This window comes from Kitasatospora sp. NPDC056327, from assembly GCF_042261735.1.
Lineage (GTDB): Bacteria > Actinomycetota > Actinomycetes > Streptomycetales > Streptomycetaceae > Kitasatospora.
Genome location: NZ_JBHJRC010000219.1, coordinates 1 through 13,954 on the forward strand (window position 1 = coordinate 1; position 13,954 = coordinate 13,954).

Below are 13,954 nucleotides of genomic sequence, written 5' to 3' on the forward strand. Positions count from 1 at the left end.
GAGTACGTGCTCGACAAGCAGTTCAGGGCGCGGTTCCGGCGGGAGATCGAGGCGGCGCGGAGGGTCGGTGAGAGCCACCTCTCGGGTGCGGTGGCCGGCGGCCGCGTCCGGCCGTCCGCCCACCGCCCCCAAGGGCCGCCCGCCGTCGACGGAATGGCGGCGCCGGCCACCCCTTCGACCTCGCAGGACGTTCACCCGCCCTCAGCCCACCGGTGCCGACACCGCCTCTCCCGCCGCACGCCGCCCGGGCGGTTCGAGTTCGAGCACCAAGGGCCGCTCTCCGTACTCCTCCCCCTCCCCTGCCTCTTCCCCCTCCGGCCGCTCACCCGCGAGCCGCCGCACCGCGTCCCGCAGCTGGCCGACCACCTGGGTGCACTCCGCCCCCGCGTCGACCGCGTCGATGCAGGCCCAGTACAGGCTCTCGGTGTCGGCCCCGCAGGCCAGCACGACCAGCGTCTCCCCGATGTCCCCGAGCAGCCCGCCGAGTTCGTCCAGCATCGGACCGAGCTCACCGAGGTCGCCGAGCCTTCGGGCCCGGCCACCGGGCCCGAAGGCCGACACCACCGAGACGTCCCCCGCGGAGTGGTCCAGGCTGCACACCGCGTGCGTCGCCGACTCCGCCAACAGCTGCCCGAGGCCGCAGAGTTCGGGCTCGCCCGAGCGGCCGAGCCGGCTGCCCACCGCCTCCGCGAGCAGTGCGGCCTGCCGGGCCTCCGCCAGCACCTCCGGAACGTTCCTGGTCTCCGCCAGGGCGTGCCGGGCGGTCTTGATCAGTCGCAGCGCCTCCATGCCGGACACCCCTTCCGTCGTTCGCGCGGCGCCGTGCCGCGCGGTCACGGTGAGAGAGTGCGCCGGGCTGGAGGAGCCTGCACGGGGGTGCCGGAAAGCTGTGGACAAACCCGGGGCTGTGGACAACTCCCGTCCCCTGAAGGGCCTAGGAGCCGGTCGCCGGGTTGACGTCGCCGCGCGCCGCCGGGGCATCGGGCAGCGGGAAGCGTGCCTCGTTCCGCTCGATCTTGGCCGCCAGCGCCGTCAGCGGATCGACACCGACGGCCGTGCAGAACTGGAGCAGGTAGGCCAGCACGTCGGCCACCTCGTCCCGCACCCGGTGGGCGCGGTCCGGATCGGTCATCACGTCGGCCGCCTGCTCCGGCGTCAGCCACTGGAAGATCTCCAGCAGCTCCCCGGCCTCGACGGTCAGCGCCGAGGCGAGGTTCTTGGGCGTGTGGAAGGGCTCCCAGCGGCGTGCCGCGGCGAACTCCGTCAGCCGCTGCCGCAGCTCCTCCACCGTGGGCCCGGCAGGATTCGTCTCTCGTTCGTTCACCCGTCCAGGTCTACCGCATCGCCCGCCGCCGGACCGGCCGCCGGGACCACCGAATCCACCGGGACGGCCGCGCCCGCCGCCGAGCCGTCCCTCGCCACCTGGGCCGGCACCCGCGCCGTCTCGGCCCGCAACACCGTGAGCCCCGAGCCGGGATCGCGCCGGCACTCCACCACCGCGGCCCCGGACGGGAGCTCGCCCGGCCCGCCCAGCGCGTCCCGGGCCGCGGCCGGCTCCTGGAGCGTGGCGAGCACCCGCAACTGGTTGCGCCCGGACATGTCCCGGGCGAGCCGCAGCAGCGAGGCAGCCTGGTCGGTGCCGAGCCCGGCCCCGAGGTCCGCGGCGAGCACGGTGAGCTGCCGGTGCGCCCACGGCACCTCGACCGCCGGGTCGAGGTCGAGCACCCCGGCGCCGGTGAGCAGTACGGCCGCGAACGCGAGGTGACGCAGCATGCCGTCGGAGGCCTGGTCGGCGCCGGTGCGGCCGAGGAGGCCCTCGTCGAAGACGGCGAGGACCCGCCGGTCGGCGCCGCCGCCGCGGTGGGCGAGGTCGAGGCCGAGCAGCGGGTGCGGGGCGGCGGACTGGACGACGCGCAGCAGTTGCCCGTAGCGGCGCGGGCACTCGTTGCTGAGCCGGGCGACGACGGCGGAGATGTTGGCGGCGGTGCTGAGCAGCCGGGCCTGCGGGTCGGGGCGGGCCCAGCCGCGCATCAGGGCGGGCACGGGGTGGACGGGGAAGACCTCGCGCAGTGCGGTGAGGAGTTGCTCGGCGGCGCCGAGGACCTTGCGCTCGCCGGGTGAGGAGCCGGCGACGCGCAGCGGGATCTGGGCGGTGATCAGGGTGCCGCTGGGGAAGGGGGCGCGGATGTCGCCCTGCCGGGTGTCGTTGTGCCAGCTGACGTTGATCCGGGCGTTCCGCAGGTCCTGTTCGCCGGTCTCGACGAGGGTCCGGCCGTCGAGGGTGAGCTGTTCCCGGGCGATCCGGACGGGTCCGTCGGTGCGGACGACGACTTCGAGGCCGATCGGCCCTTCCGGGGAGCGCACGGTGCAGCCGAGGATGAGGGCGTTGCGGCCGTGCGGCACGCACCCGTCGAGGCCGCCGCGGACACGGGTGGCGAGCGGGCCGACGGTGCCGGGCCGACCGTCGAGGGACTCGCCGATCTCCTCGCCGAGGGCGAGCCGGGACAGCACGGCGAGGCCGTCGAGGGCGTTGGACTTGCCGACGCCGGCGGGACCGTGCAGCACGGTGAGGGGCGCGAGCGGGAGGGTCGCGCGCCGATAGGACTTGAACGAGGTGAGCCGGATCTCCTCGACGATCGGGCGCCGGACGGAGGGTTCGCCGGGTTCGGGGCTGCGCTGCTGCGGATGGGCCGGCATGGCGGGCCGGGTGGCGTCGCGGTTCACCCGTCGGACGTTAGCCGCCGGTCGGGAGGCAGAAACGTGCCTGCCCGGCAGATTCATCCCATCGGGGTGACGCCGGCGCGCGGAAGCCGGCCCGCGCCGTCCGCGGGCCCGAGCGCCACCACCGCGGCGAGCGCACCACCGCAACGAGCCGCGCCGGGCCGCGCCGACGCAGCCGCAGCGACGCAGCCGCGCGGACGCAACGGGCCGCACCGGCACGGTGAGCACACCGCGACGAGCCGCACCCCCCGGGGGCCGGCCGCCGCCTCCGGCGTGCGCGGCGCGCCCGCCGGCCCGGCACCCGCCGTCTCAGCGCCGGTAGGCGGCGACCGTCACGGAGGCCGTCACCTCGACGGGCTCCGGCAGCGCGGCGAGCCGCTCCGCCAGCCGGTCCGGATCGGTGTGCCAGGCGCTCGGCCCCATCCCGACCACGGTCCGGACGTCCTCGGCGGACAGCCGCAGCGTGAACTCCACCTCGCGCCTCCCGGCCGGCGTCAGATGGGGCCCGAGCTTCTCGTCGATGCGCCGCTGCTTCTCCTCGTCGACGGACAGCAGCCCCAGTGCGGTCACGAGTTCGCGCAGGTGGCGCGGGGTGGGCGAGACCAGCAGCAGGGTGCCGCCGGGCCGCAGCACCCGGCGGATCTCGGGGCCGTTGCGCGGGGCGAACACGTTGAGGACGAGTCCCGCGCAGGCGTCGAGCAGCGGCAGCGGGCGCCAGGCGTCGCAGACCACGGCGCCGATCCGGTCGTGCGCCCGGGCGGCGCGGCGCAGCGCGTACTTGGAGATGTCGAGGGCGGCGCCGGGCCGGCCGGGGAGGGCGTCCAGGACGTGCGCGAGGTAGTGGCCGGTGCCGGCGCCGAGGTCGGCGACGAGCCCGCCGGGGCCGGTGGCCGAGGCCTCCGCGGCGGCCTCGGCGAGGGCGTCGGCGATGGGCCGGTAGTGGCCGGCGGCGAGGAAGTCGCTGCGGGCGGCGACCATCCCGGCGGTGTCGCCGGTGCCGGTGTGGGCGTCGCCCGCGAGCAGGCTGACGTAGCCCTGCTTGGCGATGTCGTGGCTGTGACCGGCGGGGCAGCGCAGGGTACGCCCGTCGGGGGTGAGCGCCTGTGCGCAGTGCGGGCAGGCCAGGTAGGGCTCGATGTCCTGCAGCAAGGGTCCGTCTTCTCTCGCGGCCCGGCCGCGTGCTCCGGCCGGGGGTGCCGGCCTCACGTGCCGGGGTGCCAGCCTAACGAGCGGCGGCGGCCGGCCCCGCATCCGCCGGAACGCCGGGGCGGGTGCGGGGCACGAGCGTGCGGGCCCGGGAGGCCGGCGCCGGCGAGCCCGCCCCGCCGGTCCGCAGCACGAGCGCGGCCAGCGCCTCGGGCGCGCCGGCCTGTCCGCGCACGCCGGGGAAGGCGTTGACGTCGACGACGACCGGTTCCTCCGGCCCGTCCAGCAGGTCGACGCCGTAGACGTCGAGGCCGAACACCTCGCCGACCCGCAGCGCGAGCCGGGCCCGCTCGGCGGGGAGGTCGTCCGGTCCGAAGGAGTCCGGCCCGAGGACGCCCGCGCCGTCCGGCGGCCCGGTGTGCTCCGGGTCGGCGAGCTCGGAGCGCCGGCGGGTGCAGAACAGCCGCCCGTCGACGACCCAGAGCTTCTGGTCCCAGCCGGTGCTCGGCAGGTAGGGCTGGACGACCAGGGGCTCGCCCGGCCACTCGGCGGCGAGGGCGCGCAGCCGGGCGAGGTCGTCGACCCGGGCGACGAGGTCGTGGCGGCGGCTGTGGCGGCTCTTGACGACCAGTGGGAGGCGGAGTTCGCCGCTGCCGACGAGGCGGAGCAGCACCGCCGGGTCGGCGACGGTGCGGGTGGGTGCGAAGGGCAGCGCGGCCCGCCGGGCGAGGTCGGCCATGGCGGTGCGGTCCTGGCAGAGTTCGGTGGCGGCGGCCCGGTTGACGACCGGCGCGCCGCGTTCCTCCAGTCCGCGGGCGAGCGCGAGGGCCGCCGGGGTCCGGGCCTTGAGCAGGTAGACGTCGGCGAGCGGGCCGCCGCCGGCGCGGCCCGCCGGGTCGAGCGCCTCGACCCGGTGGCCGCGCGCGGTGAGCAGCGCGCCCGCCGCGGCGAGCAGCGGGTGGTCGGGGGCGGAGGTGATCAGGCCGACCCTCACAGCGGGCCGCCGACGCCCACGCCGCCGACGCCGACCGCGGCGCCGCCCTGCACGGGCATCCGGACGGTGCCCAGCCCCGCCGTTCCCCGCCCGGGGGCCGCCGGCCCGGGCGTCTCCAGCAGCGGTGCCTCCAGGACCGGCGCGTCCAGTCCAGGTGCGTCCAGTCCCGAGGTGTCGAGTGCGACGGCCGGCGCCGTCACCGCCGTGCCGGTGCGCGCCAGCCGCAGGATCGCGCGGGCGACCCGGGCCACGGCGTCCGGCACCTGCCGGAAGCTCGGGAAGTCGTTGATGTCGACGACCACCGGCCCGTCGGGCCCGAGCAGCACGTCGACGCCGTACAGGTCGAGCCCGAAGACCTCGCCGACCTGGGCGGCGATCCGGGCGACCTCGGCCGGCAGCGGCACCTGCCGCTCCCGCACGCCCTGGTCGGGGTTGAGCGGTGAGCACCGCTCGGTGGCGTACAGCTCGCCGTCGACGCAGTACACCTTGAGGTCGGTGCCGGAGTTGGGCACGTAGGGCTGGGCGATGAGCAGGCCCTCGCCGGCCAGCAGCGGGCCGATTCCGGCCAGGTGCGCGGGGTCGCGGACGAGCCGCACGGCCCGGCCGGAGCTGCCGTCGGCGGGCTTGACCACCAGCGGGTACTCGGCGGCGGGGATCTCGGCGAGCCGTTCCCAGCGGGCGGCCGCGTAGGTGACGGGGACGGGCAGTCCCCGGGTGCGGGCGATGACCGAGGCGAGCGCCTTGTCGCGGACGCCGCGGATCGAGCGGACGTCGTTGACCGTGGTGAGGCCGACGGCGGCGGCGGCCTCCAGCAGGGTGAGGCCGGGCCCGCCGGAGACGGTCTTGAGCACCCAGGCGTCGTGGCTGCCGGCCCGGACCGCCTCGGAGATCGCCATCAGCGAGTCGCCGGGGCGCAGCACGTCCACCCGGTGTCCCCAGGCGGTCAGTTGGCGGACGACGTCCAGCGGCATGCCGTCGTGCCGGTAGTGCTCCTCCACCAGAAAGCAGAGCCTCATGACCCGGTCATCCCCCTCGCATCGCCCAGCGCGGACGTCCGCCGTTCCCGTCCGGCAGAGCTGTGAAGGCCCCAGGATGTCACGAGGCCCGCACACAAGATCGCCCGGCCTGTAAGCGTTCGGCAACAATCGCGGCGAAATGCCCGAGCCGGGCCGCTGTTTGTGCCACGGCCGGCGCCCTGTCCACCACCTTCGCGCCGGGCCCGCGGGCCGCACCAAATCCCTGGCAGGAGCACGTCCAGCCTGCTTGGATGCACGGCGTGACCTCTGACGATCTTGCACCCGCCGCGCCCGCTTCCGCCGCCCCCGCCTCCGCCTCCGCTTCCGCCCCCACCGCCCCCACCGCCCCCACCGCTTCCACCGCCGGGCAGCCCGACCCGGCCCTCCTGGCGGAGATCGAGCGCTACTACGACGCCGTCCCGCGCGCCGCCGCCCGGGTCGAGGACTTCGGCCCGCTCAGCCTCTTCGTGCGCGCGGGCGCCGGCTGGCCGTACTACGCCCGCCCGGCCCTGGACCACCGGGGCCCGGCCGTCACCGCCGGGGACGTCCGCCGGGTGCTGGCCCGTCAGCGCGAACTGGGCCTGCCGCAGGCGTTCGAGTGGGTGGCCGAGCACGACCCGCTGCTGCGCGCGGCGGTGGAGGAGGCGGGGCTGACGGTGCACGAGCACCCGCTGCTGGTGCTGGGCCCCCAGGACGAGCCCGCCCCGGCCCGGGACGAGCGGGACGGCGCGGCCGTCCGGGTGCTGGCCGCCGACGACCCGGCCCTCGCGGCGGCGGTGGCCGTCCCGCACCTGGCGTTCGGCGAGCCCGGCACGGGTGTGGGCGGCGCCGGACCGGCGGAACTCGCCGCCCGGGCCGGGGAGGTGGCGGCCGACGGCACCGCGGCGCGGGTCGCGGAGCGGATCGCCTCCGGGCACACCGTGCTCGCGGCGGCCTTCGAGGACGGCACGCCGCTCTGCGCCGGCCAGCACAACCCGGTCGGCGCGGTCACCGAGGTGGCCGGCGTGGGCACCCTCCCCTCGGCGCGGCGGCGCGGACTGGGCGGGGCGGTCACCGCGGCGCTGGTCGCGCACGCCCGGGCGCACGGGGTGCGGACGGTGTTCCTGTCCGCGGCGGACGAGGACGTGGCCCGGATCTACCGCCGGGCCGGCTTCCGCCCGTTCGCGACCGCGCTGATCGCCGAGCCGGCCGGGAGCCACTGAGTCCCGAGACCGGAGCCGGCCGGCGGGACCCGCCGGTCACTCCGAGTCGTCGTCGTCCTCGCCGCTGACCTCCTCGCCCTCCGCCTCGTCCACCACCCAGGCGGCCAGCCGGTCCGCCACCCCGGAGACGGTCAGCCGCCCCTCGCGGATGGCCCGCGCGAGGCTGCGCACCTCACGGGCCGTGGTCGCCACCGTGCAGCCGCTGGCCACCAGGTAGGCGTAGGCGACGGCGGTGGCGAACAGCTCGTTGGTCTTCTCCAGCGACGGCACCCGGATCAGCTGGTGCATGAGGGCGGCGGCGCGGTCCTGCGGTTCGGGGTAGACGGCGATGTCGAAGATCTCGGCCTGGTGCCGGGCGACGGCGGCGAGCAGCGATCCGTAGTCGGTGACCTGCGGGTCACCGGGCGTGTACTGCTCGGCGGTCATGAGCAGCCACGAGAGGTCGACCTCCAGTTTCAACGGCGCACGTCCTGGAGGTCGGCCCCGCCCCGCTGCTCGCCGAACTCGGCCAGGAAGGCCGTCTCGTACTCCTTCATGAACTGCGCGGCCGCGTCGACGAAGACCCGGCCGGCCTCGCCCATGTCGTGCTGGACCAGGCGCTCGATGTACTGGTTCATGCTGATCCCCTGCTGCTCCGCCCGCTCCCGGGCCATTTCCGCGGTGGTGGCGTCCACCCGGACGTTCAGCTGCTTCTTACCCATGAATCTCAAGCTAGCGCCGAAGTGCTAGCACAACAAGGGCGCGCGCACCCACGACGCACACCCCCGTCGCACGCCGTCCCCGCCGACGGCACCGGGCACGGGAGCGCGGACGCCGTCACGCCGCTCCGCACCGCCCGGGCCGCGCCGATCACCGCCAACTCTCCTCCTGCACACTAGGGTTGTGGCCGCCCGGCGACCGGTGCGGCCGCCGCGGCCGACGAGGGGGGACGAGGACGGTGACCGGAACGACGGCATCCGACGTGTTCATCGACCGCACGACCGAACTGGCCAGACTCGGCGTGGCCTGGCGGCAGGCCACGGCACAGGGCGCCCGCGCCGCCGGTGTGGCCGGCCCCGCGGGCATCGGCAAGACCGCGCTGCTGCGGCTCTTCCGCTCCGGACTGCCCGCGGACAGCGTGGCCTGGAGCAGCGGCGACTGGGAGGACGAGTTCGGCGGCCCCCGGCCCTGGGGCGTGGTCGCCCAGCTGCTGGCGGGACTCGCCGGCCCCGGCGGCCCGGCGCGGCTGCCCGGCCCCGACCCCACCCCCGTCTACGCCGCCGACTGGCTGGCCGGCCGGCTCCGCGCCGCCGGCCGCCCGCTCGCCCTGGTCGTCGACGACGCCCACCGCGCCGACGAACCGTCCATGGTGACGCTGCGGCTCACCGTGCGCCTGCTGGAGGACACCCCCGTCCTGGTCGTCCTCGGCTACCAGGAGAACCCGCACCCGGCCGGCGCGTCCGCCGACGGACCGGTGCCCGCGCTGCACCCCGGCTGGCTGCGCCTGTTCGCCTCCGAACGCGGCCTCGACCTGCGGCTCGGCCGCTTCGGACCGGACGAGGTGGAGGACCTCGCCGTGGCCTGCGGACGCCCGGGGCTCACCGGGGAGGCCGCCGCCCGGCTGTGCGAGCACACCGACGGCAACCCGCAGCACCTGACCGAGCTGCTGCGCCAGCTCACCACGCACGAACTCGTGCACGGCGACGGCCGGCCCACCCTGCGGACCCTGCCCGCCAGCGTGCTGGCCCGCCGGGCCGGGCTGTCGGCACCGGCCCGAGCGCTGCTGGACGCGGGCGCGGTGCTCGGCCGCCGCTTCACCCTCGCCGACGCGCGCGAACTCCTCGATCCCTCGCCCGGCCACGGCTTCCCCGGCCACGTGCCCGCCCCGCGCGGGCCCCACGACGACGCTCCGACGCGCCACCCGGCCGCGGACGCACCGCCCTGGACGGCCGTACCGCACGCACCGCACGCACCGCTCCCCGGCACCGACGTACCGGGCTCCGCCGCCGTCGACGAGGCCGTCACCGCCGGACTGCTGGAGGAGGTCCCCGGCTCCGCCGGCCGGGACCTCGCCTTCAGCACCGCACTGGTCCGCGACAGCCTCTACGGCGCTCTGACCGCCACCCGGCGCCGCGCCCTGCACGCCCGGGCCGGCGCCCGGGGCGGCGCGGAGGCGCTCTGGCACCGGCTCTCCGCGGCCGAGGGCCCGGACGACGCCCTCGCCGCCGCCCTCGCCGAAGCCGCCCGCGACCACCTCGCCAAGGGCCGGCTGCGCCTCGCGGCGGGCTGCGCCAAGGGCGTCCTGTTCACCACCCGGCCCGGCCCGCGGCGCGCCGCCGACCTGCTGCACTGCGTCGAGATCCTGCTGATCGCCGGCGACGCCCACACCGCCCTCGGCCACCGGGCCGAGGTGGAGGCCCTGCCCGCCGGCCCCTGGCGCGACTACGTCCTCGGCTACCTCACCCTGCTCCGGGGCGAACCCGACGCGGCCCGCGAACGGCTGCTCGCCGCCCTGACGGCCCTGGACTCCGCCGCCCCCGGCACCCTGCCGGACCCCGCCGCGCCCCGCGACCTGGAGGCCCGGATCTGCGCCCAGCTCGGCGTGCTCGCCGTCGTCTCGCTCGACTACGGGGGCATGGAGGAGTTCGGCGCCCGCGGCGTGCGCGCCTGCTGGGCCGGCCCCACCGAACCGTTCGTCAGCGACTTCGCCTGGCTGGCCCGCTCGCTCGGCACCGCCCTCGCCGGACGCTCCGAGGAGGCCCTGGCCTCCCTGGTCGACGCCGACCGCGCGGGCACGCCCGCCGGCCTGGACGGCCTGGTCGCCCGCGGCATGATCCGGCTGTGGACGGACGACCTGCCGGGCGCCGCCGCCGACCTGTCCGGCGCCGTGCGGCGCGCCGTGCGCGGCGAGCCCCTGCGGGTGGCCCAGGCGCTCGCCTACCTGGGCGAGACCGAGTACCGGCGCGGCGCGCTGGAGGCGGCCGTGCGGCACACCGCGCTCGCGGTCGGCGACGCCACCGAGAACGACCGGTTCTGGGACCTCTCCCTGGTCAACGCGCTGGCCTGCTACCCGCTGGCCGCCCTGGGCCGCCCGGAGGAGGCGGCCCCGTACCTGGAGGAGGCCGAGCGGTGGGCCTTCGCCAGCCGGGTCGGGGCGGCCTACACGGCGGCGGCACGCGCCGCCCTCGCCCAGGCGGCCGGCGACCTGCCCGCCCTGTTGCGGGCGGCGGAGGAACTGGACCTCGCCTACGACTCGCGCGAGCCGGGCACACACCTGTTCGGCCCGCTGCGGGCGGACGCGCTGGTCCTGCTCGGCCGCACCGACGAGGCGGAGCGCGAACTGACCGCCTACCTGGACCGGCACCGCGGTTCCCCGCGCCGCTCCACCGAGGCGGCCGTGCAGCGGGTCCGGGCCGGGATCGCGGCGGCCCGGGGGGACTCCGACCGGGCCCGGGTGCACGCCCAGCAGGCGGTCGCCGCGGCCGACGCGACCGGGCTGCCGCTGGAGGCCGCCCGGGCCGGCCTGGTGCTGGCCGAGGTGCTCCACGGAGCCGGGCACCGGGCGGCGGCCGGACGCATCCTCACCGGGGCCGTGGCGGCCTTCCGCTCGCTCGGGGCCGCCGCCTACGCGGAACGGGCCGTCGAACTGGCCGAACGGCTCGGCCTCGGCACCGAACCGGACGACGGCCCGGCGGCCCTGCTGCACGGCCTCACCCGGGCCGAACTCGGAACCGCGCGCCTGGTGGCCGAGGGGCTGAGCAACGAGGAGGTGGCCCGGCGCCGCACGACCACCGTCGGCACGGTCACGAGCACCCTCAACGCCGTCTACGCCAAGCTCGACATCGAGGGCGTCCGGGGCGAGAAGCGCCGGGAGCTCACCCGGCTGATCCGGGCCGCGGACGCCGCCGACCGCGACCGGAACGCCTGACCGGTCCCGCACCCCGACCGCCCCGGCGCCTCCCCGACCGCCCGGACCGGCGGCACCCGCGGTGCGCGGCGCGCCACCTGCCGCGCACCGCACCCAAGGTGCCCGCCCAAGGTGCGGCCCGCCTTTTCCCAAGGTCACATCCCCTGTGCGCGCGCCGCCGCCTTCCTACCGTGAAGAGTGCCGCGCCGCCCACCGGGACGGCGGGCACCGACCGGGGAGGAGCCCCGTCATGTTCGGTCAGGGCAAGATCGTTCGAGTCGTCGTCACCGAGGCCGCCGAGGCGCTCGGCGCCAGCAAGGAGGACGCCTCCGCGCTCGGCATCGCCGCCGGGGTGGGGGTCGCCGTCGCCACCGCCGACCTCACCCACATCGCCGACGTCGCCGGCACCGTCGCCGAGTTCGCCGCCCAGGGCGACTGGACGCCGTGACCCGCCGTCCCGGGCCGGGCCCCCGTCCCGGCCCGGGACACCCCCGCTCCGCCACCCGGTCCGCCCACCCGCCCCCGTTCCGGGGACCGACGAGGTGCCCCATGACGTCGCCCGAGCACGACCGCTCCGCCCGACCCGCCGGCCCCCGGCCCGCCCGCCCCCGATCCACCGGCCCCGAACCGGCCGATACCGGCACCGCCGCCCCCGGGCCCACCGGCCTGTCGGCCGGCCTGGCCGCGCTCGCCGGCGGCCTGCTGCACAGCCTGCGGAAACGGCCCGGGGACGCCGACGGCCCGGCCGTCCGTTCCGTCACCCAGGACGAGCTGACGTACACCGAGGTGATCGCCTTCTTCACCGGCCACCGCGCGGCGTCCGGCGGCGCCCGCGCCGGCACCGTGCTCCGCAGCCCCCGGCGCGGCGGCCACCTCGTCCACCTGCACTTCGTCGACGGCTCGTCGACCCCGCTCCCGAACGCCCCGAGCGCGGTCTACCGGGTCCGGCGCCTCGACGCCGAACTCACCGCCGCCTTCGGCCCGAACGACCTGATCGTCATCTCCTGAGAGGCCCCGACGATGAACCGTTCCTCCCCCGCCGGGCACGGACCGCCCGGCCGCCCCGGCGCCGGCGGCGACCTCGACCGGGCGCTGCGCCAGGGCGGCGGCCTGGCGGTGCACGGCGTCCCGCCCGACGCCGACCCCACCACCGCCGCGCTGGTCCGCTCGCGCCTGCTCACGGCGGCGGCCGCCTTCCGGGAGGCGCACGGCCCCGGCTTCAGCCTCACGGTCGGCGACCGCCCGCCCGCACCCGCACCCGCACCCGCGACGGCACCCACGGCCACGGCCGACGGGCGGACCGCCCCGCGGTTCCGTGCCGTCCAGCCCCTCCACACCTTCGACCAGCTGGTGCTCCCCGACGAGGTCCGCGACCGGCTGCTGCTCGCCGTCGACATCGTCGAACTGCGCCACGAGGTCTTCGAGGAGTGGGGCCTGCGCCGGATCCAGCCCCACCCCGGCTCCGCGGTCAGCCTGCACGGCAACCCGGGCACCGGCAAGACCATGGCCGCCCACGCGGTGGCCCACCGGCTCGGCCGGCCGATCATCTGCGCCCGCTACTCGGAGCTGGAGAGCAAGTACCACGGCGAGGGCCCGCAGAACCTGACGGCGCTGTTCCGCAGCGCCGAGGAGCAGCGCGCCGTGCTGTTCCTGGACGAGGCCGAGTCGCTGATGTCGGCCCGCTTCGAGCACGTGGGCCAGGGATCGGAGCACGCGGTCAACGCCATGCGCTCCGAACTGCTCGTCAACCTGGACGCCGGCACCGGACTGGTCCTCATCGCCGGGAACCTCGCCCACTCCTACGACCGCGCCTTCGCCGGCCGGGTGCGGCACGTGCGGGTGCCGGACCCGGACGAACACGCCCGGGCGGAGATCTGGCGGCGCACCCTGGTGCCCGCCCTCCCCCTGGTCGGCGGGATCGCCGTGAGCGCACTGGCCCGAGCCTGCGAGGCGTCGGGTCGGGAGATCCGCAACGCCGTCGTCGCGGCGGCGACCGCGGCCCGCCGCGACGGGCGGCCCGGTGTTTCGCAGGAGGACCTGCTGGCGGCGGTGCGGGCCGAGCGGGCGGCCGTCGACAGCGCGTACGGGCGGACGGGCCCGGCCGGGCCCACCGCCGGCACCGCCGCCACTGCCACTGCCACCGCCGACGACGCCGCCGACGACGCCGCACCGGCCGCCACGGTGGTGTCCGGCGAGGAGGAGGCCCGGCTGGAGGAGGCGGCGCTGCGCGCGCTCGCCGGGCGGAACCGACCGGAAACGAAGGAGGGCTGACCGTGCTCGAATGGATCCTGCTGGCTTGCATGGCCGCCGGGGTCGCCTGCGCGGCGGTGCTGATCGTCCCCCTGCTGGCGCTCCACGTCTTCGTGAAGTACTTCCGGCGCGTCGCGCACAAGCTGCGCCGCCGCGGCCGCAAGGCGGTGTCGATGAAGGTGGGCAGGAAGATCCGCGAGGAGCTCGGCCAGGGCAACGTGACCCACATCGGCGGGATCCTCGACGAGGAGGCCGGGGAGTTCGAGGACCTCCAGCCGATCGCCGCGGACGAGGTCGACGACGAGATGCGCAACGCCCACCGCAACGGGCGGGTGGTGGTCTGGAGCTGACGGCACCCGGCCGGAGGGTGACGCGGGCGGCACCGGGAACGACACTTGAAGAGTTCTTCACCTTCGGAGACTCTGAAGTGCCCTGAGCATTCCCTGGAGCGGCACCGACCGGTGTGGAGGCCGGCTGATGACAGCCATGTTCGACCAGGAGCTGCGCGAGCAGCTCGCCCGGGCCCGCGAGGAACTCGCGGCCGCCCGGGCCGAAGGGGACGCCGACGGCGTCCAGGCGTACGAGGGGCGGATCGCCGGGCTGCTCCGGCTCGCCGCCCAGCACGGCATCGCACTGCCGCACGAGGCCGGGGAGGAACGCACCGGGGAAGAGGAACAGCACCTGACCTGAGCCGCCCGGCCACGAAGGCGGCGGAGGCGGTGCCCGGGATCCCGGGCAC

At 76.9% G+C, this 13,954-nt stretch carries 15 protein-coding genes; 7 read left to right on the plus strand and 8 right to left on the minus strand.

Annotation, left to right across the window (positions count from 1 at the left end):
* Nucleotides 1-201 precede the first annotated feature (201 nt).
* The 6 genes from ACFCX4_RS26340 to ACFCX4_RS26365 form a co-directional block, all read right to left on the minus strand.
* The gene (locus tag ACFCX4_RS26340) at nucleotides 202-789 is read right to left on the minus strand and encodes a DUF6099 family protein (RefSeq protein ID WP_376147117.1); all 588 of its coding nucleotides are present in this window, start codon (nucleotides 787-789) and stop codon (nucleotides 202-204) included.
* A gap of 145 nt (nucleotides 790-934) precedes the next feature.
* A complete protein-coding gene (locus ACFCX4_RS26345; protein ID WP_376147120.1) occupies nucleotides 935-1,324 on the minus strand; it encodes a nucleotide pyrophosphohydrolase in 390 nt (129 codons plus the stop codon).
* The gene (locus tag ACFCX4_RS26350; RefSeq protein ID WP_376147123.1) at nucleotides 1,321-2,724 is read right to left on the minus strand and encodes an AAA family ATPase; all 1,404 of its coding nucleotides are present in this window, start codon (nucleotides 2,722-2,724) and stop codon (nucleotides 1,321-1,323) included. The genes ACFCX4_RS26345 and ACFCX4_RS26350 overlap by 4 nt, the downstream gene beginning before the upstream one ends.
* A 306-nt stretch (nucleotides 2,725-3,030) precedes the next feature.
* A complete protein-coding gene (locus ACFCX4_RS26355) occupies nucleotides 3,031-3,870 on the minus strand; it encodes a putative RNA methyltransferase (RefSeq protein WP_376147126.1) in 840 nt (279 codons plus the stop codon).
* A gap of 73 nt (nucleotides 3,871-3,943) precedes the next feature.
* A complete protein-coding gene (locus ACFCX4_RS26360; RefSeq protein WP_376147129.1) occupies nucleotides 3,944-4,861 on the minus strand; it encodes a RimK family alpha-L-glutamate ligase in 918 nt (305 codons plus the stop codon).
* Nucleotides 4,858-5,877, minus strand: coding sequence for a RimK family alpha-L-glutamate ligase (locus ACFCX4_RS26365; protein ID WP_376147132.1), 1,020 nt, complete (start codon nucleotides 5,875-5,877; stop codon nucleotides 4,858-4,860). Before ACFCX4_RS26365 ends, ACFCX4_RS26360 begins: the two co-directional genes overlap by 4 nt.
* A gap of 386 nt (nucleotides 5,878-6,263) precedes the next feature.
* Here ACFCX4_RS26365 and ACFCX4_RS26370 point away from each other — a divergent pair, with 386 nt between their 5' ends.
* The gene (locus ACFCX4_RS26370; protein ID WP_376147157.1) at nucleotides 6,264-7,079 is read left to right on the plus strand and encodes a GNAT family N-acetyltransferase; all 816 of its coding nucleotides are present in this window, start codon (nucleotides 6,264-6,266) and stop codon (nucleotides 7,077-7,079) included.
* A 36-nt stretch (nucleotides 7,080-7,115) separates the two neighbouring features.
* Here the strand turns inward: ACFCX4_RS26370 and ACFCX4_RS26375 are convergent, their stop codons facing one another.
* Together ACFCX4_RS26375 and ACFCX4_RS26380 are read right to left on the minus strand one after the other, a co-directional pair.
* On the minus strand, nucleotides 7,116-7,538 hold the full coding sequence (locus ACFCX4_RS26375; RefSeq protein ID WP_376147135.1) for a fic family toxin-antitoxin system, toxin component: 423 nt from the start codon (nucleotides 7,536-7,538) through the stop codon (nucleotides 7,116-7,118).
* On the minus strand, nucleotides 7,535-7,780 hold the full coding sequence (locus ACFCX4_RS26380; RefSeq protein WP_376147138.1) for a toxin-antitoxin system HicB family antitoxin: 246 nt from the start codon (nucleotides 7,778-7,780) through the stop codon (nucleotides 7,535-7,537). Before ACFCX4_RS26380 ends, ACFCX4_RS26375 begins: the two co-directional genes overlap by 4 nt.
* 236 nt (nucleotides 7,781-8,016) lie before the next feature.
* Between ACFCX4_RS26380 and ACFCX4_RS26385 the strand changes: the two genes are divergently transcribed.
* From ACFCX4_RS26385 to ACFCX4_RS26410, 6 genes are all read left to right on the plus strand, one after another.
* Nucleotides 8,017-10,986 carry an AAA family ATPase gene (locus ACFCX4_RS26385; RefSeq protein WP_376147141.1) on the plus strand — a complete coding sequence of 990 codons (2,970 nt, stop codon included), beginning with the start codon at nucleotides 8,017-8,019 and terminating at the stop codon, nucleotides 10,984-10,986.
* Between the two features lie 229 nt (nucleotides 10,987-11,215).
* Nucleotides 11,216-11,413, plus strand: a complete 198-nt coding sequence (locus tag ACFCX4_RS26390) for a hypothetical protein (protein ID WP_376147144.1) — start codon at nucleotides 11,216-11,218, stop codon at nucleotides 11,411-11,413.
* Between the two features lie 101 nt (nucleotides 11,414-11,514).
* On the plus strand, nucleotides 11,515-11,973 hold the full coding sequence (locus tag ACFCX4_RS26395; RefSeq protein WP_376147146.1) for a hypothetical protein: 459 nt from the start codon (nucleotides 11,515-11,517) through the stop codon (nucleotides 11,971-11,973).
* A gap of 12 nt (nucleotides 11,974-11,985) precedes the next feature.
* Nucleotides 11,986-13,236: an ATP-binding protein gene (locus ACFCX4_RS26400; protein ID WP_376147149.1), complete on the plus strand. Its 1,251-nt coding sequence runs from the start codon at nucleotides 11,986-11,988 to the stop codon at nucleotides 13,234-13,236.
* Between the two features lie 2 nt (nucleotides 13,237-13,238).
* Nucleotides 13,239-13,565, plus strand: a complete 327-nt coding sequence (locus ACFCX4_RS26405) for a hypothetical protein (protein WP_376147152.1) — start codon at nucleotides 13,239-13,241, stop codon at nucleotides 13,563-13,565.
* Nucleotides 13,566-13,692: 127 nt separating this feature from the next.
* Nucleotides 13,693-13,905: a hypothetical protein gene (locus ACFCX4_RS26410; protein ID WP_376147154.1), complete on the plus strand. Its 213-nt coding sequence runs from the start codon at nucleotides 13,693-13,695 to the stop codon at nucleotides 13,903-13,905.
* The last annotated feature ends 49 nt before the right edge of the window (nucleotides 13,906-13,954 follow it).

Excerpts from the sequence above, each read along its gene's own strand:
- ACFCX4_RS26340 (WP_376147117.1), bottom strand. The coding sequence starts at position 789 with ATGGAGGCGCTGCGACTGATCAAGACCGCCCGGCACGCCCTGGCGGAG.
- ACFCX4_RS26365 (WP_376147132.1), bottom strand. The coding sequence starts at position 5,877 with ATGAGGCTCTGCTTTCTGGTGGAGGAGCACTACCGGCACGACGGCATG.
- ACFCX4_RS26380 (WP_376147138.1), bottom strand. The coding sequence starts at position 7,780 with ATGGGTAAGAAGCAGCTGAACGTCCGGGTGGACGCCACCACCGCGGAA.
- ACFCX4_RS26390 (WP_376147144.1), top strand. The coding sequence starts at position 11,216 with ATGTTCGGTCAGGGCAAGATCGTTCGAGTCGTCGTCACCGAGGCCGCC.
- ACFCX4_RS26395 (WP_376147146.1), top strand. The coding sequence starts at position 11,515 with ATGACGTCGCCCGAGCACGACCGCTCCGCCCGACCCGCCGGCCCCCGG.
- ACFCX4_RS26400 (WP_376147149.1), top strand. The coding sequence starts at position 11,986 with ATGAACCGTTCCTCCCCCGCCGGGCACGGACCGCCCGGCCGCCCCGGC.
- ACFCX4_RS26410 (WP_376147154.1), top strand. The coding sequence starts at position 13,693 with ATGACAGCCATGTTCGACCAGGAGCTGCGCGAGCAGCTCGCCCGGGCC.